At 61.9% G+C, this 26,003-nt stretch carries 20 protein-coding genes and 1 pseudogene; 15 read left to right on the plus strand and 6 right to left on the minus strand.

The window, feature by feature from the left end; translation table 11 throughout:
• Positions 1-308: 308 nt before the first annotated feature.
• Genes ACNFH5_RS29285 through ACNFH5_RS29295 form a run of 3 tightly spaced genes read left to right on the plus strand, consistent with a single transcriptional unit; the run spans position 309 to position 3,865 of the window.
• Positions 309-965, plus strand: a complete 657-nt coding sequence (locus ACNFH5_RS29285) for a paraquat-inducible protein A (protein WP_416752246.1) — start codon at positions 309-311, stop codon at positions 963-965.
• A complete protein-coding gene (locus tag ACNFH5_RS29290; RefSeq protein WP_416752248.1) occupies positions 952-1,572 on the plus strand; it encodes a paraquat-inducible protein A in 621 nt (206 codons plus the stop codon). The genes ACNFH5_RS29285 and ACNFH5_RS29290 overlap by 14 nt, the downstream gene beginning before the upstream one ends.
• Positions 1,565-3,865: an intermembrane transport protein PqiB gene (locus ACNFH5_RS29295; protein WP_416752250.1), complete on the plus strand. Its 2,301-nt coding sequence runs from the start codon at positions 1,565-1,567 to the stop codon at positions 3,863-3,865. The genes ACNFH5_RS29290 and ACNFH5_RS29295 overlap by 8 nt, the downstream gene beginning before the upstream one ends.
• A 198-nt stretch (positions 3,866-4,063) precedes the next feature.
• Here ACNFH5_RS29295 and mksF read toward each other — a convergent pair whose 3' ends face one another.
• From mksF to mksB, 3 genes are read right to left on the minus strand one after another with little or no spacing between them, the layout of a single operon-like run.
• Positions 4,064-6,898 carry an Mks condensin complex protein MksF gene (gene mksF, locus ACNFH5_RS29300; protein ID WP_416752252.1) on the minus strand — a complete coding sequence of 945 codons (2,835 nt, stop codon included), beginning with the start codon at positions 6,896-6,898 and terminating at the stop codon, positions 4,064-4,066.
• Positions 6,895-7,644: an Mks condensin complex protein MksE gene (gene mksE / locus ACNFH5_RS29305; protein WP_416752254.1), complete on the minus strand. Its 750-nt coding sequence runs from the start codon at positions 7,642-7,644 to the stop codon at positions 6,895-6,897. Before mksE ends, mksF begins: the two co-directional genes overlap by 4 nt.
• A complete protein-coding gene (mksB, locus tag ACNFH5_RS29310; RefSeq protein ID WP_416752256.1) occupies positions 7,634-8,908 on the minus strand; it encodes an Mks condensin complex protein MksB in 1,275 nt (424 codons plus the stop codon). The genes mksE and mksB overlap by 11 nt, the downstream gene beginning before the upstream one ends.
• A 217-nt stretch (positions 8,909-9,125) precedes the next feature.
• Here mksB and ACNFH5_RS29315 point away from each other — a divergent pair, with 217 nt between their 5' ends.
• The 12 genes and pseudogenes from ACNFH5_RS29315 to ACNFH5_RS29370 form a co-directional block, all read left to right on the plus strand.
• Positions 9,126-9,731: a hypothetical protein gene (locus ACNFH5_RS29315; RefSeq protein WP_054911231.1), complete on the plus strand. Its 606-nt coding sequence runs from the start codon at positions 9,126-9,128 to the stop codon at positions 9,729-9,731.
• Between the two features lie 226 nt (positions 9,732-9,957).
• A complete protein-coding gene (locus tag ACNFH5_RS29320; protein WP_416752258.1) occupies positions 9,958-11,040 on the plus strand; it encodes a hypothetical protein in 1,083 nt (360 codons plus the stop codon).
• Position 11,041: 1 nt separating this feature from the next.
• Positions 11,042-12,610, plus strand: a complete 1,569-nt coding sequence (locus tag ACNFH5_RS29325) for a hypothetical protein (protein ID WP_416752260.1) — start codon at positions 11,042-11,044, stop codon at positions 12,608-12,610.
• 18 nt (positions 12,611-12,628) lie between these two features.
• Complete coding sequence (locus ACNFH5_RS29330; protein WP_416752262.1) at positions 12,629-13,144, plus strand: DUF6160 family protein; 516 nt, start codon at positions 12,629-12,631, stop codon at positions 13,142-13,144.
• A 115-nt stretch (positions 13,145-13,259) separates the two neighbouring features.
• Positions 13,260-14,090: an energy transducer TonB gene (locus tag ACNFH5_RS29335; RefSeq protein ID WP_416752264.1), complete on the plus strand. Its 831-nt coding sequence runs from the start codon at positions 13,260-13,262 to the stop codon at positions 14,088-14,090.
• The gene (gene rimI, locus ACNFH5_RS29340; protein WP_081516411.1) at positions 14,087-14,539 is read left to right on the plus strand and encodes a ribosomal protein S18-alanine N-acetyltransferase; all 453 of its coding nucleotides are present in this window, start codon (positions 14,087-14,089) and stop codon (positions 14,537-14,539) included. The genes ACNFH5_RS29335 and rimI overlap by 4 nt, the downstream gene beginning before the upstream one ends.
• Before the next feature lie 432 nt (positions 14,540-14,971).
• Positions 14,972-16,360: a flavin monoamine oxidase family protein gene (locus ACNFH5_RS29345; protein WP_416752266.1), complete on the plus strand. Its 1,389-nt coding sequence runs from the start codon at positions 14,972-14,974 to the stop codon at positions 16,358-16,360.
• Positions 16,335-17,579 (plus strand): C69 family dipeptidase, encoded by a 1,245-nt coding sequence (locus tag ACNFH5_RS29350; protein WP_416752268.1) that lies wholly within the window; start codon positions 16,335-16,337, stop codon positions 17,577-17,579. The genes ACNFH5_RS29345 and ACNFH5_RS29350 overlap by 26 nt, the downstream gene beginning before the upstream one ends.
• A 63-nt stretch (positions 17,580-17,642) precedes the next feature.
• A complete protein-coding gene (gene can / locus ACNFH5_RS29355; protein WP_416752271.1) occupies positions 17,643-18,287 on the plus strand; it encodes a carbonate dehydratase in 645 nt (214 codons plus the stop codon).
• Complete coding sequence (locus ACNFH5_RS29360) at positions 18,284-19,285, plus strand: isocitrate/isopropylmalate dehydrogenase family protein (RefSeq protein ID WP_416752273.1); 1,002 nt, start codon at positions 18,284-18,286, stop codon at positions 19,283-19,285. Before can ends, ACNFH5_RS29360 begins: the two co-directional genes overlap by 4 nt.
• Positions 19,286-19,317: 32 nt before the next feature.
• Complete coding sequence (locus ACNFH5_RS29365) at positions 19,318-20,064, plus strand: SOS response-associated peptidase (RefSeq protein WP_416752275.1); 747 nt, start codon at positions 19,318-19,320, stop codon at positions 20,062-20,064.
• Positions 20,065-20,147: 83 nt separating this feature from the next.
• Positions 20,148-20,825 (plus strand): annotated as a pseudogene (locus ACNFH5_RS29370) (tyrosine-type recombinase/integrase); the annotation flags it as partial.
• A 178-nt stretch (positions 20,826-21,003) separates the two neighbouring features.
• Here ACNFH5_RS29370 and ACNFH5_RS29375 read toward each other — a convergent pair.
• Genes ACNFH5_RS29375 through ACNFH5_RS29385 form a run of 3 tightly spaced genes read right to left on the minus strand, consistent with a single transcriptional unit; the run spans position 21,004 to position 25,859 of the window.
• On the minus strand, positions 21,004-21,600 hold the full coding sequence (locus ACNFH5_RS29375) for a hypothetical protein (RefSeq protein ID WP_416752277.1): 597 nt from the start codon (positions 21,598-21,600) through the stop codon (positions 21,004-21,006).
• 9 nt (positions 21,601-21,609) lie between these two features.
• Positions 21,610-24,333: an RHS repeat-associated core domain-containing protein gene (locus ACNFH5_RS29380; protein ID WP_416752279.1), complete on the minus strand. Its 2,724-nt coding sequence runs from the start codon at positions 24,331-24,333 to the stop codon at positions 21,610-21,612.
• A 17-nt stretch (positions 24,334-24,350) separates the two neighbouring features.
• The gene (locus ACNFH5_RS29385) at positions 24,351-25,859 is read right to left on the minus strand and encodes an RHS repeat protein (RefSeq protein ID WP_416752281.1); all 1,509 of its coding nucleotides are present in this window, start codon (positions 25,857-25,859) and stop codon (positions 24,351-24,353) included.
• Positions 25,860-26,003 lie beyond the last annotated feature (144 nt).

Here is a 26,003-nt window from a genome sequence, read left to right on the forward strand (position 1 = left end):
ATCGCCGATGGTAGTGTGGAGTTTCTCCATGTGAGAGTAGGTCATCGTCAAGCTCCTATCCCAAGACCCCTGGTCAGCATCGCTGGCCGGGGGTTTTGCTTTTGCGCGCGGAAAGATGGCTGGCAGCGGCGAAGGGCGCAGGAATAGGGTTCGCTCCTACGAGAGCGGCCGGGCATGCTTGCTGTTGCTGGAGTATCGTGGAGAGGGGCACCCTGGCAGGTTTCTCCAGGATATTCGAGGCCCGGACTGGGCACCGAAGATGTGCTTTCGTCGTCTACAATAGCTGCAAATTTTCCCTGAGTTTCTACATGCCCGATATCGAAGGACATGCCTTGCGGGATCTCCCTCTGGATGAGCTGATGGCTTGCCATGAGTGCGACCTGCTGATGCGACGCGAGCCCGTTCCCCTCGGGCACCGATCGGTTTGCCCACGCTGCGGATACGAACTGGAAATCCATCGGCCCCATATGGTCCGGCGTGCCCTGGCGTTGGTGCTGACGGCGCTGATCCTGTATATCCCGGCGAATTTCCTGCCGATCATGCACATCACTATCCTGGGGCAGACCAGCAAGGATACCGTCTGGAGCGGCGTCGTCGGTCTCTATCACTCGAACATGGCCGGTGTCGCCGTCCTGGTGTTCCTGTGCAGCATGGTGATTCCACTAGCCAAGCTGCTGTGCCAGCTGTTCGTGCTGGTGTCCATCCGCTACAAGGCGCTGCGCGAGCACGGCATGCTGTTGCTGCGCGGCTACCAGCACCTGCGTGAGTGGGGGATGCTCGAGGTCTACCTGATGGGCATCCTCGTATCCATCGTCAAATTGATCGGCATGGCGGAGCTGCATGTCAGCATCGGCTTGGCCTGTTTCGTTGGCCTGCTGTTCACCCAAATCTGGCTGGAAGTCACCATGTCCCACCATCAGGTCTGGGGCGAGCTGTCTGGGGAGTTCGACGATGCGAGCCATTGATGCCGGGATCGTGGTTTGTGGCGAGTGCCACCAGATCAACCGGCGCGAGGAAAACGAGGAGACCCATTGCAGCCGCTGTGGCGCAGTGGTGCACGAGCGCAGGCCCAACAGCATCGTCCGCACCTGGGCGTTGCTGATCACTGCGGCGATCCTTTATATCCCCGCCAACCTGCTACCGATCATGACGGTGAACTTCCTCGGCAACGGCATGCCGGCGACCATCATGGAAGGCGTGGTCGAGCTGATCAACGCGGATATGGTGCCCATTGCCGCCGTGGTGTTCCTCGCCAGTATTCTCGTGCCTACCTTCAAGCTCGTTGGCATCGCGTTGCTACTGTATTCAGTACAGCGGCGACAGCCGCTTTCCGCCCTGCAACGGAATGTGATGTACCGCTTCATCGAGTGGATCGGCCGCTGGTCGATGCTCGACATCTTCGTCATCGCGATCCTGGTGACGCTGGTGAACTTCGGCAACCTGGCCAGTATCGAGGCGAACCTTGGTGCGGCTGCTTTCGCCAGTGTGGTGGTGCTCACCATGCTGGCTGCTGTGACTTTCGATCCCCGGCTGATCTGGGATAACACGGACGCGGAAAACGACGATGAGTGACCTCCCAACACCCAAGATGCGCAAGACCACGAACTGGTCGGCTATCTGGATTCTGCCGCTGATCGCACTGGCGATCGGCGCTTGGCTCGCGTGGCGGGCCTATGACCAGGCGGGGATCATGATCCAGATCCAGTTCGAGAGCGGCGAGGGTATCCAGGCCAACAAGACCGAGGTGATCTTCAAGGGGATCGGCGTCGGCAAGGTCGTCGATCTGCACGTGAACAAGCCGACCCTGGGCGTGACCGCCATGGTCGAAATGCGCAAGGAGGCCGCGGAGTACCTGAGCAAAGGCACCCGCTTCTGGTTGGTCAAGCCGCGGGTATCCATTGCTGGGGTGACGGGACTGGAGACACTGGTTTCGGGCAACTACATCGCGATCGACCCGGTGAAGGGTGAGCAGCAGAAGGAGTTCGTCGCGCTGAAGGAGCCGCCGCCGCTCTCTGACAGTCTGCCTGGCCTGCACCTGACACTGAAGGCTGACCGCCTGGGCTCCCTGGAGCAGGGCAGCCCTATTTATTACCGGCAGATTCAGGTCGGCCAGGTGAAGAGCTACCGGCTGGCGGAAGACCAGAAGACCATCGAGGTGAAGGTCCACATCGAGCCGGCCTACGCCAATCTGGTGCGCAAGCACTCGCGTTTCTGGAATGCCAGCGGCATTACCCTGTCCGGCAGTCTCAGTGGCCTGAAGCTGCGTACCGAGTCGCTGGCCAGCATCGCAGCCGGCGGTATTGCCTTCGCCACGCCGGAGAACTATCCCGACAGCCCGCCTACCGACCCGACCAAGCCCTTCCGCCTGTACGAAGACTTCGACGCCGCCCAGGCTGGGCTCAGCGTCAAGGTCAAGGTCAGCGACGTGAGCGGCCTCACCCCCGGCAGCACTCCGGTGATGTACAACGGTGTGCAGGTCGGCACGGTGAAGAGCATCGACATGGACAAGGACTTCAACGGCGCCACCGCCACGCTGTCCATGGACCCGCGTACCGAGGACTTCCTCAACAGCAAGACCGAGTTCTGGATGGTCAAACCCAGCATCTCGCTGGCGGGCATCACCGGGCTCGAGGCGCTGGTGAAGGGGAATTATCTCAGCGTCCGATTCGCCAGCGATGGCGAGCCGACCCGTGATTTCGTCATTCGCCCGAAAGCGCCCCCGTTGAATCTCGATGCACCCGGATTGCATCTGGTGCTGACCACGGATCAGCTGGGATCGCTGGAAGTCGGCACGCCGATTCTCTACCGCCAGATGAAGGTCGGCAGCGTGCAGAGCTACCAGCTCTCCCGCCGTGATCCCTCGCGCCTGGTCATCGGTGTGCACATCGAGCCGGAGTACGCCAATCTGGTCAACACCTCTTCGCGGTTCTGGAATATCAGCGGCGTCACCATCAGTGGCGGGCTGGATGGGATCAAGCTGAAGAGCGAGTCGCTGCAGACATTGATTGCCGGTGGCATTGCCTTCGATACGCCTGATCCCAAGGCCGCGGCCATCACCAAGGTGCGGCGCTTCGTGCTGTTCGACAGCGAGGATGATGCGCACCTCAAGGGCCAGGTGATCGAGTTACGTGCCGACACTGCCGATGGTCTGAAGGAGGGGACCGTGCTGCGCTTCAAGGGCCTGGAGGTCGGGCGAGTCGAGCAGGTGGAGCTGAGCAAGGACCTGCAGACCGTGCAACTGAAAGCGCGCCTTACCCGTGGGGCGGATCGTATCGCTCGCCAAGGTACACGCTTCTGGGTGGTGGGGCCGCAAGTGGGCCTGTCGGGTGTCAGCAACCTGGGCACCATTGTCAGCGGCCAGTACATCGAGGTGCTGCCGGCGCCCGCAGCTGGGCAGGCGCAAACCAGCTTCAGCCTGCTGGGTGGCGAGCCGAATCGCCTGCTGGATGCCGATGGCCTGCGTCTGACGCTCAGTGCTGCCCGGCGCGGTTCGTTGAAGGCCGGCGTGCCGGTGACTTATCGCGAAGTCCAGGTGGGCAAGGTGACCTCTTTCGAGTTGGGCGAAACGGCGGATCGCGTGCTGATCCACATCCTCATCGAGCCGCGATATGCGGCGCTTGTGCGGACTGGCAGCCGGTTCTGGAACACCAGTGGTGTCGGGGTGGATGCCGGGCTGTTCAAGGGCGTCAAGGTGCGCACGGAGTCTATGGAGACCATCCTCGCGGGCGGCGTTGCCTTCGCCACGCCAAACAATGCCGAGATGGGCTCGCCGGCCAAACCTGGGCAGACCTTTGCGCTGTTCGACGAGGCCAATGACGAGTGGCTGGATTGGGCGCCGAAGATCCCGCTAGGCAAGGCGAAGTGAGTTGAAGTCAAACACGAAAAGGGCCGCTATTGTGGCCCTTTTTCATTGCAGTGGTGGGGGTAGGAGCGAGCTTGCTCGCGAAACCGCCGGCCTCGGTGCAGAGAGGTTCGCGAGCAAGCTCGCTCCTACAATGAACGGGGGCGGTCGGAAAGAAAAAGCCCCGCATGGCGGGGCTTTTTCATTAACGCCGAGAAAGCGTTACGCCGGTTCGGCGCTGGCTTCCACATCGTTGTGCGCAGCCTTTTCGGTATCTCGGCGGCGGATGTACTTCCAGTCCGCCTCGTCGATGTAGATACCGTTGGGGCCGCTGCCGCCTTCCAGGTCGATGGCCACCTGGGCCGAGACCTGCGGCTTCACGCTCGCCAGGATCGGCACGAAGCCCAACTGCAGGCTGGTCTCCAGCAGTGCCGACTGGTTGCGTTCGTCGATGTCCGCCGCCTCGTCGAGGTAGTAGGGCAGACGCACGCGGCCGGCCTGCTCGCGGTCCATCAGGTGCAGCAACAGGTACATGTTGGTCAGCGCCTTGATGGTCATGGTGGTGCCGTTGGATGCAGCGCCGTCGATATCGGTGTGCATGATCGGCTGGCCGCCCATCTTGGTGATCTCGAACGCCAGCTCGAACAGGTCCTTGAGGCCCAACTGGTTGTTGTTCGCCGCCACCAGGCGCGACAGGTAGTCCTTGGCTTCCTCGTTCTTCGCATCCTGCTCGGCGCTCTGGGTCAGGTCGAAAACCGAGAGGTTCTCGCCTTCTTCGTACTGGCCGGCACTGTGGATGATCTGGTCGATGTGCTTGAGCGCGTCCTTGTTCGGCGCCAGCACGATGCGGAAGCTCTGCAGGTTCGATACCTGGCGCTTGTTGATCTCGCGGTTGAACAGCGCCAACTGGTGTTCCAGGTTGTCGTAGTCGCTGCGGATGTTGCGCAGGGTCCGGGCGATGTCGGTGACTGCCGCACGGCGCGCCTTGGCCAGGGTCATGGCCTCGTCGGTGCGGTGCGCATAGGCGTTGATCAGCAGTTGCAGGCGACGCTCCGGATCATCCTCGCTGTCGAACTTGGCCACGCCCTTCAGGCGCACCTGGGCGTATAGCGCTTCGATCTGACCGTCCACGCGTTGCAGCGATTGCCAGGTGTCCTGGTAGTCATTGAGCAGCGGCAGCAGGTTGTCCATGGAGTCGTCGACCGGGTCCATGAACGGGATGCCGAAGGGCAGGTTGGCCGGCAGCAGCTGGCGGCGGCGCAGGGCGTCGTCGAGGGTGCGCTGCTTGGCTTCCATGTCGGCCAGCTGGCGGCCGATCAGCTGCAGCTTGGCGGACAGTTGCTGGACGCGTTCGGTGAAGGCGTCGGCGGAGCGCTTGAGTTCGTCCTGGGTGGCTTCGAGCTGGGCGAGCTGTTCCAGCTTGCCCGGCTCCTCGGCGTTCAGGGTCTGGCTGCGGCGGAAGTCTTCCAGCGCCTTCTGCGCATCGAGCACGTCCTGATAGAACTTGTCCGCCTGCGCCTTGCTGGCATTGCGGTCGGCGGCGACGGCCTGCTGGGTCTTGAGCTGTTTGAGCTCCTTCTCCAGGCGCTCCTTCTGGTCGCGCAGGGCCGCACGGTCGGCCAGGGCCTGCAGGGCTGGCGGCTCGATGGTGGAGATATCGATGGAGAGGCCAGGTACTTCGAAGCGCTCGCCCTTGAAGGCATCGAGGATCTTCTCGACGCTGCCGACCCACTGGCCGGCTTCGTCCAGGTCCACGCCTTTTTCACCCAGCGGGAGGCTGAACAACGCACCGTTGAACAGGCGCATCAGGCGTTCCACGTCCTGCTGGGAGAATTCCTCGCGCAGGCGGGCGTAGCTGTTGTTGTCGGCGTGTTCGAGTTGCTGGCGAACGCCCTTGAGGCGTTTTTCTAGGTCGCGCATGCGTTCTTCCAGGTCTTCGCTGGAGAACTGCCGGGAGTGCGCCAGGGCGCCGGCCAGTTCGTCGTGGGCGTCCTTGGCGGCGAGCAGTTGCTGCTCCAGTACCTTGACGTCGTCGACCAGCGCGAAGCGGTTCTTCAGCACGGCGAGTTCGCCCATCCAGCGCTGGATTTCGCTGATCTCGCGCTCCAGGCGCATCAGCTCGGCGGTGCTGCCGCGCTGCTCGTTCTGCAGGCCGTCCTGCTCGCGCTTGTAGTGCTCGGCCTGGATGACCAGCTCTTCCTTGCGCGCGCCGGAATAGTCTTCCCAGGTGCCCAGCAGGTTATCCAGCAGCGGCGAGAGGCGGTGCATCTTGCCGCGCAGCAGTTCGCGCTGCTGCACGCCGTTGGCCAGGGCCTCGACCAGCGGGCCGGCGGCGACCAGCGCCTGGTAGTCGCCTTCCATGCGGCGTACGTCGCGGAAGGCTTCTTCGCAGGCGGCGATGTAGTCGACGCTGCCCGAGCGCAGGCTGTGCTCGAAGGCATCGAGGAACAGCTGCTTGAGCTTGGCCGCGGTGATCTCGCGCATGTGCAGCAGGTTGATGAACAGCGAGCGGAAGGTCTTCAGGCTCTGTTCACTGGTGGAGCGCAGCGGGATCAGGGTGAGGTCCAGCGGGATCGAGGTGTGGCCGCCAACCAGCAGGCGGCGCAGCTCGTCAGGCTTCAACTCATAGGATTTGATGCCCTCGCGCTCGAGGTTGGCGTACAGCTCGCGCAGGCGCAGGCAGGTGCCGTTCTTCTGGTAGTGCTCCAGGTCCAGCTCGCCCTGGTAGGCGAAGAACTGGTGGCCGAAGCCGCCGCCCGGGCCGCGACCGCCGACCCCAATCACGTGGCGGCCGTTGGGCAGGTCCAGCTCGATGAGGATGTAGCTGGTGTCGGTGGCGAAGTAGAACTTGCGCGAGGCTTCCAGGCTGTACTTGCCGAAGCTCATGTCGGACATGCGCGCGAGGATCGGGAACTGCAGCGCGTTGATTGACGCCGATTTGCCGAGGTTGTTCGCCCCGTACACCGACAGCGGCTGTTCCAGCGGGAAGATGCCGAGGCTGTAGCCGGCGGTGTTGAGCAGGGCGAAGCGGCGGATGCCGTAGCGTTCCTGGGTCATGCCTGGGCCTCCTGTTCTTCGGCGATGGCGCGGGCGAGGGCGTCTTCTTCGCTCTCTTCTTCTGCGGTGGTGGCCGGTTCGTCGATGATGACGATGGCATCAGCGGGGTCATCGCTCGGCTCCTCGGCATAGGACTCGAGGATCACCACCGGTTCGTCGTCCTCTTCCATCAGCACTGGCGCGCTGAACTGCATTTCGCTGGCGTGCAGGTTGCTGGCCAGGTCGCGGTCCTGCTGGACCGACAGGCAAACGTCGAGGAAGCGGTGGATCGGCGGCAGGAAGCGATACACACCGTTGTCCTCGGCGGCGAAGCCGAGCTGGGTGAGGCGGCGCATCACCTTCTCTTCCAGTTCTTCCTGGGTGGTCACTTCGGCCTGCAGGAACAGGTCGCGGTACTTCTCCAGCAGCGGCGGCAGTTCGTCGCGGCCGATGCTGCCGCCATCGAGTACGGCCAGCGGGTCGCGGCCCTGGTCGGCGAGGTGCTCGACGAGGATGAAGGTGAACAGTGCCAGGCGTTGGGCGGTCTTGTTCACCTGGGCGCCGACCTGTTCGGGCACGAAGTAGTAGAAGCCGCGGGTATCGCAGACCAGTTCGTAGCCCAGGCTGCGGAACAGCGCGCGGTAGGCGTCCTGCTGGTTGGACAGCTGGCTGTACAGCTCCGGGTCGCGGCGGCTGATGTGGAAGCCCTTGAACAGTTCGCGGAAGATCGGCGCGAGCTGGGTCATTTCGGTGAGATTAATCTGCATGCTGTTCGCTCTTGGTGTCCTTGCCAGTCGGGCCGGCGATCAGGGCGAAGGAGCACAGGCTGACGCTGTGCTGGAGAGTGTCGTATTGGGCCCGCTCAAGGCGGTCGCGCTGGAAGCGGGCGTCACGGGAGAGGCGCGAGAACCAGTAGAGCAACTCGTCGGTGGCGCCTTCGGGCTCCTGTTCCAGCAGCCACTGCATGAGGTCCGGCAGCGGCAGCGCGGCCTGGCAGCGGTCGAGCATTTCCCGCGCGGTGCGCGGCGAGCGCTGCGGGCCGTCGCTCTTGCGATTGCCACTGGCCTTGGGGAAGTGCGCCGGTTTTGGCTGGAAGTTGGCCAGCGCGAAGACATAGCTCTCGACCTGGGACGCGGTGCCCAGGAAGTTGCTCTGCGGCCGGGTGAACATCGGCATTGCAGCCTGCGGCACGGCGTCGATCCCCTTGCGGCGGATGACCGACAGCGCCAGGGCGGCGCCGCGGGTGATCGCGTTGTGTCGACGGGCTTCCTCACGCAACGGCAGCAACAGTTCGCGGGCGCGGCGCAGGGTGAGCTGGGCGGTGGTCTGCATTTCCAGGATGCGCGCGTGGGTGCGCAGCAGTTGGTCGTCGTCCACCAGTTGGCCGAGCCGTGCCTGTTCGCTGAGCAGGCGCAGCAGCACCTGTTCCACGCGATGCACGCCCTGTTCGAAGGCGCCATCGGCGGAGACCAGCTGGATCATCGGTTCGACGTATTCGTCCCAGGTCGCCAGCACTTCCGCGTAGCGCTGGCGCAGCGGAATCTGCCGATCCTGGGTCTTGGCCCGGTCGGCCACAGCGACCAGTGCCTGTTCGTCGTTGGCGAGCTTCTTCAGCACGTCGCGCACGCGCATGTCGAGCAGGCGCAGCTGGCGGGCCAGATCGTTGCCGTCGCGCGCCTCGAAGGCCTCGCGGATGTAACCGGCCAGGCGCTCGAGGTGGCGCAGGTAGGCTTCGATCTCCAGGCACAGGCCCAGTCGGTGCTCCTGGCGCAGGTAGGCGAGGAAGTCGTGGATCTGCGCGTTCAGCTCGAAGCGGTTGGGGCTCTTGGCCACCGGGACGAGGATGTCCAGGCGCACCCACTGGTCGAGCAGGGCGGTGATGTCCACCGGCGTGCTGTCGGGCAACTGGCTGGTGAGCTGAATACGCAGCTCCACCAGGCTCAGGGTGCCGGCGTCGAAGCGCTCGCACAGCGGTTCGAGCAGCACCCAGTGTTCGGCGAGGGCGCGTAGTACGCGTCGTGGATCGATCATCGGCTTGGTTGGGCCCGGAATGAACAAAGGGGGCGATTGTACTGCAAAGGTCTACCCCTGGCCGACAGGGTGACGAAACGCGTCAGTTTGCGACTGCACGAGCAGCGTCCTTGTGACGTAACTCACGGAAAATCTGGCCTAAATGGCTGAATTTTCTGGCAAGTTTTTTGCCAAAGTCTGTATCAGAGACCTAGATATCAGAGTCTGATTTACGCCGATGACTTACGACGCCGCACTCGCCAAAGCCCGTTGGGCCGAACTGGAACGCCAGAACGACCTCGACTGGGACCTGGATGCGATCACTGATCGCAACGAAGCCATTGCCTTCCTGCAACGCTTCGAAAATCGCTTGTGCATCTATTCGTCGTATGTCGAAAAGCTCTACAGCAACTACAGCTTCGTGATTCCGGAGAGCCAGGAAGGCGGTATCACCATCCTCCCTGACGAGCAGGCCTGGTTCGACACCTTCCATGACATCCCCGGTGATGCGGTGGAGCCCACCGGCATCCACATCCTGCCCGGCGAGACCATGGGCTACAGCGGCCTGTACCTGAAAATCCCCGGCGAGCACCGGCTGGTGGCCTCGCGTGAGTTGCCCTTCCAGGACGGACTGAAGCTGCTGATCAACCGTTACCGCATGCGCGGGGACATCTTCCTGCCGGTGCTGGTGAAGGGCGATCTGCGCGAGTACGAGGCGCGCATGCCCTCGCTGCACCTGCATCGCCTCAACACCGCCAAGCTGCAGGCTCATTCGCGGCTGAACCTCGACGCCATCAAGGGCGCGATTGCCGAGCATCTGATCGGCCTGTTCCGCCATCAGTAAGCCGGCCGCTGTCACCCGGGTGTGACGATGGGTAACAACCGGCCCCTGACTTTCCTTTCTTCGTCTATCGTTCGGAGCGATTTACTCGACTATGGGTCGGCCCGCCGTGGCGGGTGAATTCCTATAGTGGCATCACGGCGCCGAGTCTCGACCTGTTTCCTGACCCGATACGCCCGACGAATAACAACAGGCTTCCGCCAACAGGGGGCCAGGAAAGGAGAGTGCCATGCGTCAGTCCTCCGGTCCGCTCATGCGTGCCCTTGCCTTGCTCTGCGGCGGCCTGCTGGCCTTTTCCGCCCAGGCGCGCATGCAATCGATGGACGATGAAGAGCTGTCCGCCATCTCCGGCCAGGGCGCGATGCTCACTGTCGATGCCTCCACTTACCAGAACTACCAGTACACACGGCTCAATTTCGGTGCCGATGTCAGCCTGCTGACCAACATTGATCAGTTGAGCCTGGGCAACTACAGCCGCACTGGTTCGACCACTGTTTCCGGCCAGCCGGCGGACATCCTGATCAATAACTTCGCCCTGGGGCGGGTGGACAACGCCAACTCTCCCGATGCCAAGGTGGTGCCGTTCCAGATCCGCGACCCCTACGTCGAATTTGCCTTCCAGACCAACAACGGTGTTCGCCAGCTGGTAGGCGCGCGTGTCGGCTTCGGCAAGGCGCAGGGCGACCTCTCCGGCGACATCCTGTCGATCACCGGCAACCTGCAGGGGCAGATCTACGGCCCGGCGTCCATCGCTTACGACTACTACACCCGCAACGGCTGCCCGAACATCATCAACTGCCTGGCGCTGGCCGTGGCCGGCGATACCCCGGTATACGCCGACGTGGTACTGCTCAAGGCCGGTACCGGCGAGGCCACCATCAACGGCCAGCCGATCAACCGCGCCGAGCAGATCGGTATCGCCAAGGGCGACTCGCTGCACTCGGATGCCGGCGGCCTGATCGCTTCGCTGATCCCGACGCTGTCGACCACCAGCAACTGCCAGGCATTGGGCCTGACGACCTGCTTCGACCTGACCAACTACAAGACCATTTATATCGGCAAGCCGGGCTCCACCGACATCAACACCGGCGCCCAGGGCATCTTCTTCTCTCTGCAGAACCAGAACGTGCCCTGGCAGGACCTCGCCAACGCCGGCAATTTCGTCAACACCCAGTCCGGCGCTTTTGCCAACTTCCCCAAGGTGGGCAGCGGCGCGGACGCGGTGTATCCCATCCTGATCAACCTCTACGACGCCCTGCGTGGTCTGCCCCGGCAGTCCACCTGCATGGGTTCGCAAGCGGCGGGCTGCTGACATGAGCTGGCGCGCAGCGGTAGCTGCCTGTCTCGCCGGATGTCTGGTCAGCCTGCCGGCGCTGGGCATGAAGGCCCTGGATGATGATCAACTGGAAGAGGTCAGCGGCGCCGGTCTTGGCTTCTTCATCGATGGCTTCAGCTACGACCAGGCCACTGCCACCTCGAAGATCACCGGGGTGAAGAACAGCGCCAACCAGGACGTGCAGGTGGATATCACCGGCGCGTACATCAAGGGCGCCGGCAGCCAGCGCGGCACCCTCGACACCAAGGCCTACCTCGGTACGCCCATGCACCCCTTCACCCTCGGTCCGGTGAAGTACAAGGCGGGGCTGAACATCCCGGCCAACCAGGAGGCGCTGCAACTGATGACGCCGACCTGGACCGACCCGATCAACGACACCCACAAGTTCGGCCTCTGGTCCTACTACCAGGGCTGCCTGTATGGCGACGCCGGTTGCACCAACCCGGCCCAGGCGACCAACAAGATCAACGCCGAACTGAGCGCTTTGAAGACCCAGCGCGACACATTGCTGACCACCTATTCGAACAACATGGTGACGCTCAAGTCCGGCATAGACGCCGACATGGTCGTGGTCAACCAGCGCGAGACGCAGGTCGATGCGGCCCAGGCGGTGCAGAAGACCAACTACAACACCATGAGCGCTCGTTACAACGAAGCGCCCGCGCAGATATGCGGTCTGTTCTGCGCCAATCGCCCGGACATCGGACAGAAGTACGATTGCGGCGTGGTCATCTCCTGCAACAACAGCACGGCAGTGAAGAACTACAACGCCTCGGTGGATGCCTATAACAGCAGCACCGAGAACCTGACGGCCGCCCAGCAGAACCTCAGCGCCGCCTGGAACGTCAGCCGCAACGGCGTCACCCTGAGCCAGCGCGCCAGCGACTACGACAAGTTCGTCCAACTCTGCGGCGCGCAAGGCGGCAGCGCCACCACCTGCGTCAGCGGCACCATTACCCGCACCGAGAAGAACGTCTCCACGGTGCAATTGGTTGCAGGTGCCATGCAGAATTCATCCGGCACCCGCATCCAGGGCCTGGATATCGGCATTGCCACCAAGTTCACCCTGCCCAGCACGGCGTACAACAGCAACGGCAGCGCTGGCGCCACCACCACCCGCACCGACTTCTTCTCCATCGCCCTGGAGAACTTCACCCTCAACGGTTCCTACCTGAACCTGTGGGGCGACGCCGCTGGCCTGAAGGCCTCCATGAGCCTGCAGATGTACGCCGACAAGCTGATCATCGCCGGCTGCGAGAACTGTGCGGACACCAACAAGGTGGTGGCCAAGAACGTCTACTTCGACCTCAACCTGGGCGACGCCAACTACCAGCCGGCGACGCTCTCGGTGGCCAGCAACGGCGACCTGATGCTCAGCGCGCCGGGCGTTACCTGGGCCAACCACGAGGCCTTCTACCAGAACGTGCAGAAGAGCAATATCAGCATCGGCAACCTGAACATCAGCGGCACCGATGTCGGTTCCCAGGCCATCCGCGGCCTGCGCATCGACTACCTGAACGTCCGCACCGTGAACCTGCCGCGCTAGCGCATGAGGAGACTCGCCGTGAAAACCGCACGCCTTTCGAGCCGACTCCTGGCCCCCGTGTTGCTGCTGGCCGCCGCGACCGCCCACGGCGAGATGCGCGGCCTGGATGACAGCGAAATGGCCGATGTCAGTGGCCAGGACGGCGTCAGCCTGAGCGTCAACTTCAACCTCGCCGCCAATACCGCCGATACCCGCTGCACCGGCGGCTGCGGCGCGCGCCTGGCGATCCAGCCGCTCAACAGCACCGGTTACATCGTGCTGGACAACATCAAGGGCACCTTCAGTTTCGACGGCATGTCCATCGACATGGTGACCATCAACAACGGCTTCAATGGCGACGGTGCTCTGTTCAATCGCCAGGCCATGAAGATCGGCCTGACCAACGCCAGCGCCACCAACCTGCAGTTCACCCTGGGCGGCGCCAACCAGGGCAAGGTATCCGGCAGCGGACTGCAGCAGACCAACCTGCTCACCTACCAGGCTACCGGCGCAGTCAAGCTCACCGGTAACGTCTACGTCTTCGGTACTCCGTAAGCGATTCACACAGGCGCTCTGCCCGCCGGCCTTTCCCCCCGGCGCGTTTCACGCGACAATCCCGCCTCGTCGTGTCGGCCTGCCCGTGCAGGCACCACCCACAGGTAATCGCCCCTTGATCGAAGAAGCCCGTCGCCGCGCCTACCTTGGCGCCATGCAGGTCGCCAGTTGGCTGCCGCGCGTGGTGCTGCCGTTCGCCGCCCCGTCGCGCCCGGAGCTGCTGGAAACGCCCGCGCCCATCGTCGCCGAGCCCGTGGCTCCTGTGCCCAGCGCCGTGGCCCGCGAGTCTGCTGTACCGGCGGCTGCACCCTCGGCAGCGCCGGTCACCGCCGGAGAGCCCGGCTCGATTGCCGCGCGGCTGCTGCCCAAGGTCGCTGCTCCGACCAAGCCCTCGCCGATCAAGGCTGAAGAGCCGGCCGAAGCGCAAGACGAACCCGTTGCCCGCGCTCCCGTCGCACCGCCGCCACGCTTCGCCCTGCAACTGCTGCGAGCCGGTGAATGCATCCTGCTGGTCGAACTGCCCACCGGCGAACCGCTGGCCAGTCGTGATCCGGCCTACCTGCTGCTGAAAGACCTGCTGCGCGCCGCCGGCCTGCCGGATAGCCCGCAATTGATGGGTGAGCCGGTACGCTGGCCGCTATTCTCCCGCGGCAACATGGACCAGGGCCCGCAAGCCGCCCGCGAATTCGTCCAGGGCTTCGTCGCCGCGCGGCTGGAGGAAGGCGCCCCGTGCTCCTGCCTGTGGCTGGTCGGCATGCCCGCCGTGCGCTTCGCCGGCGAAGGCGATGAAGAATCCCTGCTGCGCGAGCTGCAGGTCGAAGGCCTGGGCGTAGCCTGGGCGCTGCCGGGCCTCGAACGCCTGGCCGAAGAACCCACCTTGAAAGCCGACCTCTGGCGCGCCATGCGCCGTGTGCGGCAACGCTGGATGAGTCAGACCCCTGCATGAGCGACGCCGTTTCCTTCCGCCCGATGACCGAGGCGGACCTCGATGCTGTACTCAAGATCGAATACGCCGCCTTCAGCCACCCCTGGACGCGCGGCACCTTCGCCGACGGCCTGAAAAGCTACGAATGCTGGGTGATGTTCGAAGGCAGCCAGCAGGTCGGCCACGGCGTGATCCAGCTGATTCTCGATGAAGCGCATCTGCTCAACATCACCGTCAAGCCGGAAAGCCAAGGCCGCGGCCTCGGACTGGCGCTGCTGGAACACCTGATGAAGCGCGCCCACGAAAAGGGTGGTGTGGAATGCTTCCTCGAAGTCCGCGCCTCCAACGGCCCCGCCTACCGCCTCTATGAGCGCTATGGCTTCAACGAAATCGGCCGCCGCCGGGATTACTACCCGGCAGTCGGCGGTCGTGAAGACGCGCTGGTGATGGCCTGCACGCTGGTCGATTGACCGGCGCAGGGGCCCATAGCGGCAAACCTTGCCCGCGACCGCCTGAAGCCAAGTTCCGGGAAGGATTTCGCGGATGAGATCCGCTCCTACTGTTGAATCTCTGCACCATTGGCCACGACTAGCAATCGGCTGAGACGTCAGGGTTACATAGGAGATGGCTCTGTCCGCGATCGCATTCCCTTTGGCCTCTCCTCGCCCCCGCGCCGGCGCGCTTTTTTGTAGGAGCGAGCTTGCTCGCGAACTCCCGTCGGTGATGAGCTCCCAGCCGTCAACAGCACTCTTCGCTAGGCTCGCGTCGCGATAGCCCAGCCTAGAGCCCTCAATGCGTCATCCCCCGCAAAGCCTGGAAAATTCTCGAAATTCGGGTTTTTCCTAGGCCGATTCCTGGCTTACCCTTAAGACCAATAACAACAAGAACATAAGGTCGCAAACATGAATCGCAGCGATGTGATCGTGGTGGGCGCCGGTATTTCGGGGCTGACTGCGGCCTGGCGTCTGGCGCAAGCCGGGCGGCGGGTGAAAGTGATCGAGGCCAACAAGCGCGTCGGTGGGCGCACCCTCAACCATCGCTTCGCCAGCGGCGAAGTGGTCGAGGTGGGCGGCCAGTGGGTCGGGCCGACCCAGGAGCGCATCCTTTCTCTGCTGGCCGAGCTCGGCCTGTCGACCTACCCGCAATGGAACCAGGGCGACAATCTCACCCTTTTCGGCGGCCGGCTCAGGCCATATCGCGGCACCATCCCGAAGTTTCCTCCACACGTACTGCTCGATGTCCTTCAGGCCCATGTCCGCCTGGACCGCATGGCGCGGGAAATCCCGCTGGGCGACCCCAGCCTGCACCCCAAGGCTCCCCAATGGGACAGCCTCACCTTCGCCGAATGGCTGCGGCGCAATGTGCGCACCTCCACCGGGCGCAAGGTCTTCGAGTTGATGTGCGGCGCTGTATTCGCCGCCAGTCCCCATGACCTCTCGTTCCTCCATGTCCTCTTCTATATCCACGGGGGCACCAACCTCGACACCGTCCTCGGCGTCGAAGGCGGCGCCCAGCAGGACCGCATCCTTGGTGGCTCCCAGCGGGTCAGCGAAACCCTGGCCGAGCGCCTGGGCGACGTCCACACCGGCGAACCGGTGCGAGCCGTGCGCCAGGACGGCAGCCGTGTCGAACTGGTGACCGACCGCGGCACCCACCAGGCCAGCCATGTCATCTTCGCCATCCCGCCGACTCAACTGCTGCGCATCACCCAGGAACCGCTGCTGCCGAGCTGGCGTGACCAACTGCTGCAGCGTCTGCCCCAGGGCGCGGTGATCAAGTGCATGGCGCTCTACGACAAGCCATTCTGGCGTGACAAGGGGCTGTCCGGGCAGGCTACCAGCGAGACCGGCCCGGTACGCCTGACCTTCGACAACAGCGTCCCCGACTCCGGACGCGGCGTGTTGCTGGGCTTCATCGAAGGCGACGAGGCGCGGCAATGGAACGCGCGGCCCGCGGGTGACCGTCGTGGCGAGGTGCTGGGCTGCTTCGCCCGCTACTTCGGCGAACAGGCACTGCAGCCGGTGGACTACGTGGACAAGTCCTGGGCCGAGGAACCCTTCGCCCGGGGCTGCTATGCCGCGCTTTTCCCGCCGGGACTGTGGAGCAGCGGTGCGGCGCGCCTACGCGAGCCCTACGGGCGTCTGCACTTCGCCGGCACAGAAACGGCGACGCGCTGGATGGGCTATTTCGATGGGGCCGTTGAGGCCGGGGAGCGCGCCGCGCGGGAAGTGCTCGGCGCGCGGGAAGATCACGGGGAGGAAGATTATGTGCGACACCTTGGTATTGCGTAGCGGCGGGGCTACCTGGTTCGCCAAGAACAGCGACCGCGAACCCGCCGAAGCGCAACGTCTGATCCGCCTGCCCGCGGTCAGCGGCGACAGCGCGGCCAAGGTGCGCACCAGTTATCTGGAGATTCCTCAGACCGCCAATCGGCACGGCGTCATCCTCAGCCAGCCGGCCTGGTTGTGGGGCGCCGAGATGGGCGTCAACGACAAGGGCGTGGCCATCGGCAACGAAGCCGTGTTCACCAAACTTACTCAGCGCGAAGGCGAAGCCCTGCTCGGCATGGACCTGCTGCGCCTGGGCCTGGAGCGCGGCGCCAGTGCCCGCGAGGCCTTGGCAGTGATTACCGAACTGCTGGAACGCCACGGCCAGGGCGGCCCGGCCGGTTACCGCAACAAGCGCATGCGCTACGACAACAGCTTCCTGATCGCCGACCGCGACGAAGCCTGGGTGCTCGAAACCGCCGGGCGCCTGTGGGCGGCGAAGAAGGTCGAGCGCTGGGCTATCTCCAACGCCCTGAGCCTCGGCCACGAGTACGACCTCGCCAGCCCCAACCTGGAAACCCAGGCGCGCCGTTTCGGGTGCTGGAATGGGCGGGGCGATTTCCACTTCGCCCGCGCCTTCGATGGCCTCGTGCTGCCCTGGGTAGCTGGCGCTCACCAGCGTCGCCAGCTCAATGAGGACTTTCTCGCCCACTGTCCGGCCCAGGTCGACTGGCTGGCGCTGGTGGTCGCCCTGCGCAGCCACGGTCATCGCGGGCACCGCTTCAACCTGCACGACAACCGGCAGGTCTGCCTCCACGCCGGCAGCTTCTGGCGCCCTTCGCAGACTACCGCCAGCCTGATTGCTCGGCTCGACGGTGGGGCCCCGCGCCTGGCCGCTACCGCCACCTCCGCGCCGTGCCTGTCTATGTTCCAGCCGCTGGGTTTCGACGAGCGTGCCGGAGAAGGGCTGTTCAGCCGCGAGACCGACGCGGTGGAAGATTCCCTCTGGTGGCGTTTCGAGACCGTGCACCAGCGCGCGCTGGCCGATCCCGGTTTCGCCGATGCCCTGCGCGCCGGCCACGGCTGGCTGGAAACCGAGTTGCTCAGCGCCCTGGATCGGCGCACGCTGGATTGGCCGCGCCTCGCCGCCGAAGGCCAGGCCTGGCACGACGCCTGGCACCAGCTGGCGCTGCAACAGGCGCCGCGCCCGCCGCGCTGGTGGCGGCTCAACGCTGTGCGTTGATGCGGCTTGTCAGTCAAGCCCGCCCTGCGTAAGGTGCGGCCAGCCAATGATGAGGAGCCGGACATGAGCGATCTGCAGGAACTGTTCGATAACAACGCCCGCTGGGCCGAAGCCATCAAGCAGGAAGACCCCGACTTCTTTGCCAAACTGGCCCGCCAGCAGACTCCCGAATACCTGTGGATCGGCTGCTCCGATGCACGTGTGCCGTCCAACCAGATCGTCGGCTTGCTGCCGGGCGACCTGTTCGTCCACCGCAATGTCGCCAACGTCGTGCTGCACACCGACCTCAACTGCCTGTCGGTCATCCAGTTCGCCGTCGACGTGCTCAAGGTCAAGCACATCCTGGTCACCGGCCACTATGGCTGCGGTGGCGTGCGCGCTGCACTGCATCACACCCAACTCGGCCTGATCGACGGCTGGCTGCGCACCATCCGCGACCTGGCCTACGAATATCGCGACCACCTCGCCCAGTTCGAGAAGGAAGAGGAGCGCGTCGACCGCCTCTGCGAGCTCAACGTCATCCAGCAGGTCGCCAACGTCAGCCACACCAGCATCGTCCAGAACGCCTGGCACCGTGGCCAGAAGATATCCGTGCATGGCTGCATCTACGGCATCAAGGACGGCATCTGGAAAGACCTCAACGTCACCGTCAGCGGCCTCGACCAACTGCCGCCGCAGTACCGCCTGCGCCCGCTCGGCCAATCTTGAGCCAACGTCTGTGCGTCATCCCCGGTGACGGTATCGGCCGCGAGGTCGTGCCGGTCGCCGTGGCGGTTCTGCAGCGTCTGCTGCCCGATCTGCAGGTAGAAGAAGCCGAAGCCGGCTGGGACTGTTTTCAGCGCCACGGCACCTCCGTTCCCGCCACCACCTACGAACGCCTGCGCGCCTGCGGCGCCGGGCTGTTCGGTGCCGTGTCCTCACCCAGCCACAAGGTCGAGGGTTACCGCAGCGCCATCCTCAGCCTGCGTCAGACACTGGCGCTGAACCTCAACATGCGTCCCGTGCGCTCGCGCCCGGTGGTTTCGCCGCGCGCCGGCATCGACCTGCTGGTCCTGCGGGAAAACAGTGAAGGCCTCTACAGCGGCCGCGAGCACTGGGAAGCCGACGGCGTCGCCATCGCCGAACGTGTTATCAGCCGCGCGGCCTGCGAACGCCTCGCCGCTGGCGCCGCCGAACTGGCCCGCGCGCGCCATGCCCGGCGCATCACCCTGGTGCACAAGGCCAATGTCCTGCCGTTGACTTGCGGCCTGTTCCGCGATACCTGCCGCGACCGGCTGGCCGAAGACGGCTGGAGCGACGTGCTCGACGAACGCCTGGTCGACGTCGCCGCCCTGCAACTGGTCGAGCGACCGGAAGCCTTCGACCTGATCGTCACCACCAACCTTTTCGGCGACATCCTCTCCGACCTCGCCAGCCACTGGGGCGGCGGCCTGGGGCAGGCGCCCTCACTCAACCTCGGTGCCGGTCTAGCCCTGGCTGAACCCGTCCATGGCAGCGCGCCTGATATCGCCGGCACTGGCCGCGCTAACCCACTCGCCGCCATCCTCAGCGCCGGCATGTTGCTGCAGCACCACTGGCAACTCCCCGAACTGGCCGACCGGATCGATGCGGCGGTGGATGGCTTCCTGACGGAGGAGGGGAGTGTGGACTTCGGTGGGAAGACCACCAAGGTGATCGGGCAGGGCGTGTTGCAGCGGCTGGACTGATTGACCGATCTCGCCGGTCGCCATGATGTCCGGTGGCCACCGCCGGGAACTACGCTGAAAGCACCATCCTCCCCAAGGTGCCCGGCATGTGCGGACGCTACGTCAGCCCCGAAGAGGCCGCCATCGAACGCTACTGGCATATCGGCGCTTGCACGCCACCGCGCTGGCTGGAAGCCTGCTACAACGTCGCCCCGACCATGGCCGTGCCCATCCTGCGCTACGACGAAAGCGGCCAGCTTGAACTGCTACCCGCCCGCTGGGGCCTGATCCCCACCTGGTGGAAGGAGTCCACTCCTCCTCGTATCTCCTTCAACGCCCGCAGCGAAGAAGCCGCCGGCAAACCCCTCTGGCGCCAAGCCATGCGCAGCACCCGCTGCCTGATGCCCGCCCTGGGCTGGTACGAGTGGAACGAGAAGGAAACCCTGCGCAACGCTGCCGGCCGCCAGGTCCATCAGCCGTACTTCATCCACAGCTCCACCGACCCCATCATCGCCATTGCCGGCCTCTGGTCCCTGTGGATAAACCCCAACGGCGAGCCCGTTCTGACCTGCGCCCTGTTGACCAAGTCCGCTGCGCCGAGCATCGAACATATTCACCACCGCATGCCCGTGGTGCTGGCGCCGGAGAACTTTGAGGAATGGTTATCCGCGGCTACGCGCGGCGAAGCGTTGGGCGACTTGATTCATCATGCGCGGGAAGACTTTGCAGGACATCGGGTGTCGTTAAAGGTGAATGATGCGAGGAGCGATTTCTTGGAACTTATCGAGGACGTTGATTGAGTGGCGTAAGCGGGTTCTTTCGGGGGCAAAGCCTTGGAGATTGGCGGGCCTTCGAGATTGCTTCACTCGCATGAGCACGCTAGCGGCAACGCTGGCTGACCGAAGTTGAACCCGAGACGGTCAGCCGGGAGCAACGTTACCTGCCGGCCATCTTCTCCGAGCTGATCCGCCTCCGCTCATGGCGCGCAGAAAACCCACTGGCCAACGTCCGGCAGATCAAGACCGATCAGGTCGAACTGACCTTCCTCACCCTGGATCAGGTCGCCCAGCTCCTCGAGGAGTGCAAGGCCAGCACGAACAACCACACGTACCCGGTCGCTCTCCTATGCCTCGCTACAGGTGCCCGCTGGGAAGAGGCCGAGAGCATCGCCCGTGGGGCCGTGCATGGGGGAAAGGTCCACTACCACCGGACGAAGAACCGCCAGAGCCGCTCAGTACCGATCCCGGCCGAGCTGGAGCAATTGATGTTCAAGGTGGGCATGCCTGGAACTGGCCGCCTGTTCATGTCGTGCCGCGCCGCCTTTCGTTGCGCCTATGAGCGCTGCGGATTCCAGACGCCGGGACAGCTCACCCACATTCTCCGCCACACCTTCGCGAGCCATTACATGATGGGAGGAGGGGACATCCTCACGCTGCAGCGGATCCTGGGACACTCGTCGATCACGATGACCATGCGGTATGCGCACTTATTGCCTGAACACCTGGAGTCGGCGATGCGTTTATCGCCAGTTGCACAGGGTAAAATTTACTTGGGTCATTAGAGCAGTGGATATAGGTTATGGTCGAATAGATTTCTATTCAGAAATTCTATAGTAAAAAGCCATGTGGTTTGGTGGTAATAAATTCAGCATCGCTCTGAATGAAGAGGGTTCCCATAGGCTGATATAACCGGAAAGAAAAGCCCAGGTAAACCCGGGCTTGGTTGGAAATTAAGGTCCCTCAAAATAGGTCTTCAGAAAAATTTGGTTGTGTAAGCATTATAATTATGCAGAACATATCAAGTCCCACCTCGTCTGATTGCTTTAAGTCTGAACCAATTGGAGTGGCGGGGTTTTTAACTATTTCTCCGTTCTTATCCATAATGCTGCTGTAGTAGGGGGGCAGAGGAGACCATCTTATGGTTTTGTGATATTTATTGGCTTTGACCCCCTCCAACTGCCATAGCGCGCCGTCTAGTCCATTTTTCCCCGCATGCTCAGGAAGTCTCCAGAATTGGGAGGCAGCCTCGAAGTTTACAAGATTGGAAACTTGCCCCGGATTAAGCTTGTAGTTGATTTCTTTGCCGGATGAGGTGTTCCGAACATTCAGATACGAGCCGGCCTCGTTGTTGTTAAGTATTAATGTAAAAATCGATGAGTCAGCTTTTTCAACCCCGGTCCGACTAAATTGATAAACTCTAGACCCCTCTGGCTGGTTCTTTAGGATGTCGAGTAAGCTGGCATTTACTCCCTTTGTGTTCGCGTTGCCAGCAAAGGCGAGTTGAAATGATAAGAGAAGTAATGCTAAGGCTGAGCAGGTTGTTTTAAGGAATCTCATTGGATCTCCTTATGGAAGGGGGGTGCCATCTCTAGTTCCATGGAATCCTTTTTTTGCGGACTTTGGATAGTAAGTATAAATTTTTCCGTCATGAGTCACTACAGATACGGGGGTTCTGCTTTCTTCTGAGAACTTTTTATCGAGATCTGATGGTGGAGTGTTTCCAGGGTGATTATGTCCATGTTCATATATGGGATATTCAGAGCTCATTTGGCTTTGAGGCGTTACACGGTTTCTACTATTATCAGTGGTAGGCTCTGAATAAGCCCAAAATGTATAGCAGTCTTCCTTGAGTTTGTAAATGCTCGCAGTCCACTCAAATCCTGTGGAAATTCCCTTAGCACGCAGATCAATAAGCATTTCTCGTTGAGCAGTGCTAAAGGTTTCGTAAGGGGTATTAGGCTCAAGGCCGTAGAGGTCGATATTTTTTACTGGATTTCCTTCGACATAGCCATAAGTATTCAGACCACCATTAAGCCCAATTGGATCGCTCTTCACATATCGCCCAGTCTCCGGATCGTAATCGCGGAGGTAGTTGTAGTGCAGTCCGCTCTCTGTGTCGTAGTACTGACCGGCAAAACGAAGATTCAGCACCGTCTGATGCCCACTTCCCTGAGGATCTTCATTAGGTGCTCCATTGCCGAAAGCATCCGACTGCCACTGCCATACGAGATCCCGGGTCCCAGAGGTTGCCAATCGGGGGGTATTCAGGTGATCACTATGCAGGTAGAGGACGCGCGATGTCCCATTGCCCTGCTTCTCTACGCTGGCTATCGGCATGCCGTCCAGCCACAGGTATACCTGGCCCCGCTGAGGTGTGCCGATGCCGTCGTAGCCTTTTTCCGCCAGCAACTGGCCGTCCGGCCCGTACAGGTAAGTTGTGAATCCCTGTCCGGTGAGCTTGGCCACACGCTGGCCGAGGCTGTTGTAGCGATACTCCGCCACCTGCTGACCATTGATCTTCACTGTGGCCAAGCGATTCTGCGCGTCGTAGCCGAGCAGTCGGCTGGCGCGGTCCTGGGTCAGGTTGCCGGCGGCGTCGGTGCTGACGGTCTGTCCGTCGATGGCGGTCAGGCGGTTGCTGTCGCTGGCGTATTGATAGGCTGTGGTCGCTGTTGCGCCATTCTCGGTGACTTGGCGCTGTGTGCGGTTGCCTACGCCATCGTAGCTGTAGCTGCCTTGCTTGCTGGCGGTATTCTCACTGGTCAGGCGATCTAGCGCATCGTAGCCGTAGCTCAGCGTGCCCCAGATGTTGGTGGCCAGTTCGGTGATGTTGCCGTTCGCGTCACGCTGGTAGTCGTTACGCCAAATGCCGACGTCCTGGCGGGTAAGTTGGTAGTCCTGGTCGTACTGGCGGTTGAGCTGGATACCATTGGCCCAGGTCAGTTGCTGCAACGGGCCGAAGGGCAGGTAGCTGATGCCGCTGGCCACATTGGTGATGCTGCCGCCATCGAGGGCGAGGGTCACGCTGGCGACCTGTCCGCCCGCATTGCGGGGATATCCCACTTGCACAGCGCCCGGATACCCGATGCCCACTAGCTGGTCAGCGGCGTCGTACTGGAAGGTCACGGTGTCTGCCAGCGTCTGGTCGTTGATGCTCAGGCTGCGAGCCTGCTCGATCAGGTTGCCGCGAGCGTCGTAGCGGTAGGCGAGGGTGCCGCTACCGTCCTGGATAGCGGTCAAGCGGCCGATGCCGACGTTGCCACCCGCCGTGGCGTCGTAGCTGTAGCTGGCATCCAGTGCCGGTGTGGCCGGATAGTGACGGGCTGTCAGTCGGTTCAGCGCGTCGTAGCTAAAGGTCACGACTACACCACGGGCATCTGTCTGCTTGGTGACGTTGCCGGCGGCATCGTACTCGAAGGTGCTGGTACCGCTGTCCGGGCTGATCAGCTTGGTCAGGTTGCCCAGGGCGTCATATTCGTAGCGCGTGGTGACGCCGCGCGGATCCTGCACCTTGGTCAGGTTGTCCTGGGCGTCATAGCCCAGTTGGGTGACGCCATTCAGGGCGTCGGTCTGGCTGACCAGTCGATCCAAGGCGTCGAAGCTGCTGGAGCTGCTGAACTGGCGCGGATTGGTATGGCCAGTGGGGTTGTCGTTCAGGTCGTACTGGTAGTGATCGGTTTGCGCGCCGGCGCCGACCGAACGCAGCAGGCGGCCCAGTTCGTCGTAGACCCAGCTTTGTTGCTGCTTCAGCGTGCCGGTGGCGTCTTTCAGGCGCTGCGCAGTGCGCTTGCCGGCCACGTCGACGTCGTACTCCACACGCTCGCCAAGGTTGTTGGTGATCGCAGTCAATCGACGCGCCGGGTCGTAGGTGTACTGCAGCCAACTACCGTCAGCACGGGTGATCTTGGTCAGTTGCCCGACCGCATCGTGCTCGAAGCTGGTGGTGCTGCCGGCGGTGGTGATACTCGCAAGCTTGGGATCGACGCCGCTGTAGGTCAGGGTGCTGACCACTCCGTTGGCATCGGTGATGGTGCCGGGGTTGCCACGATCATCGTAATTGCCCAAGAGGGTTTCCTGACCCAGAGCGTTGGTGACCTTGGTGAGGTTGCCCTTGGCGTCGTAGGTGTAATGGGTGACGTCCTGCACGTCGGTGCGTGGGCCGTCGGCTGTTTCGATCAGTCCTTGGGCGGTGTAGGTGTAGTTCCAGCTACGCTCTGCCGCTGTCGCGGACATAGCGATGCCGCAGGCAAGGGCGAGCGCGCCCAGCCTGTACATGGGATGTACCTGCATGATGACTTCCTTGGTATTTAGCGGGGGGTGACGATCTGGCCGGTCTGGCGGCCCTGGGCGTCGTACTGGTAGGTGGTGATGCGGTCTGGTTCGGTGACTTTGGTTTTCAGGTAAAGCGTTGGGTGCCATTCGGTGGTAATGGTGCGTGCCTGCGGGGTGCCGGACGCTTCTGTGCGGCTAGTTTCTAGGCCGCGATCGTTGTAGTCATAGGTGGTGAGGTTGCCTTTGGCATCCTTATCAGTTTGGAGTAGGCCATTGGAGTTGTATGTAAAGCTTGTTTTGCTGTATGGGCAATTGGATGTCGGCTCACCTTCAATTGAAGAGACCTTTTGAATTCCCTTGATCAATTGGAATCGGTAAGTTCTCCCTTTTCCATACTCGTTGATGACAGTAGTGGAACCGTCAGCGTTGTAGGTATAGCTAATTTTGTTCGATCCACTAGCTCTTTCGCTTGAAGTTGCGCGGCCTTGGTCATCATAGGTCCAGTTGTCTACTCGATTACCACTCTGATCCAGTACGCCAGTCAATAGTCTGGTGTTGTTGGAGTTTTCATAAAGCATCTGATGCTGCTGAGACGTTCCGCCGGCGGTGCGTGTTATTGTCATGAGACGGTCAATGTTATCGTAACTGTAAACTACAGAAAGCCCCGGAGCATTCAGTGTTGATGGTTGGTGTTTGCTGTCCTCAGTGAAGTAAAGGCTATTCCCAGACTCATCTGTCACAATGAAATTGCCATTGCTGTAGTCAATATTGACTGTTCGGCCGAAACTAGTCTTTTGCTCTAGTGGAATTCCATTTTTATCAAAAATGAATCTCTCGTTGTTGGGGGTTGAAAATTCCCATCCAATGTCGGTTTTAATTAGACTCCCTTTCGAGTTTGAAACAGGAGTTATCACGTCGTTGAAAGTTGTGAAGTATGCCTCTTTGCTGTCCGCGAGAACTACAGTAATTGATTGCCCGCTTATAATTCGTAGGCGCGACGAGTAAGTGTGCCGCCAGTAGCCGTCCACGCTATTGTAACTACGAGTGAATTCTAGGCCGGAGCTTGCAGAATAATAGTCATTAGACTCATAGAATCTGTTACCTATCGAGGGGCTTGCTGGGTAGCTCGAGCAAGTGTTTATTGAGGTTTTTCCTTTTTGTTCACCAAAGCTGCAGCCGCCGATCGATGGATCGATTGTTTGTCCATTGGTACATTCGTTACCATAGCGATTAATTTTTAACGCGTTAAGACTATGATTGTTTATTACTTGGCCTGAGCGAGCGACGTAGGTGGAAGTGCATTGAGCTTGTACCGGGTAATAGGTGTATCCATAAATGCCACCGCTTAGCCATGTATATCCGTTGGCGCTAGTGTAGTACTTCGTAGCAGCCAAACAGGCAGACTCCATGTCACCAAATTTAATATTTTGACCAAAAGGATACGTCCAGTAATAATCAACGGCAAAGGACGGTGCGGAAGGTAGCAATAAGGCTAAGCAGAAATAAATTTCTTTGAGGGTAGTATTTTTGTGGGGGGGGCTCATGGGTAGCAGGGGTGTGATTGGAAGCCCTGGTGTTTTTCATGGTCATTGTCCGTGAAGTTAAAAGTTTTCGATCCCAGCTGTTAATTTATTGGGTTCTTGATAAGGCAAATCTAAGAGTTGATACGGCCGAATGGATCGGTAATA

The sequence above is a fragment of the Pseudomonas sp. NY15435 genome (assembly GCF_048068295.1).
Lineage (GTDB): Bacteria > Pseudomonadota > Gammaproteobacteria > Pseudomonadales > Pseudomonadaceae > Pseudomonas.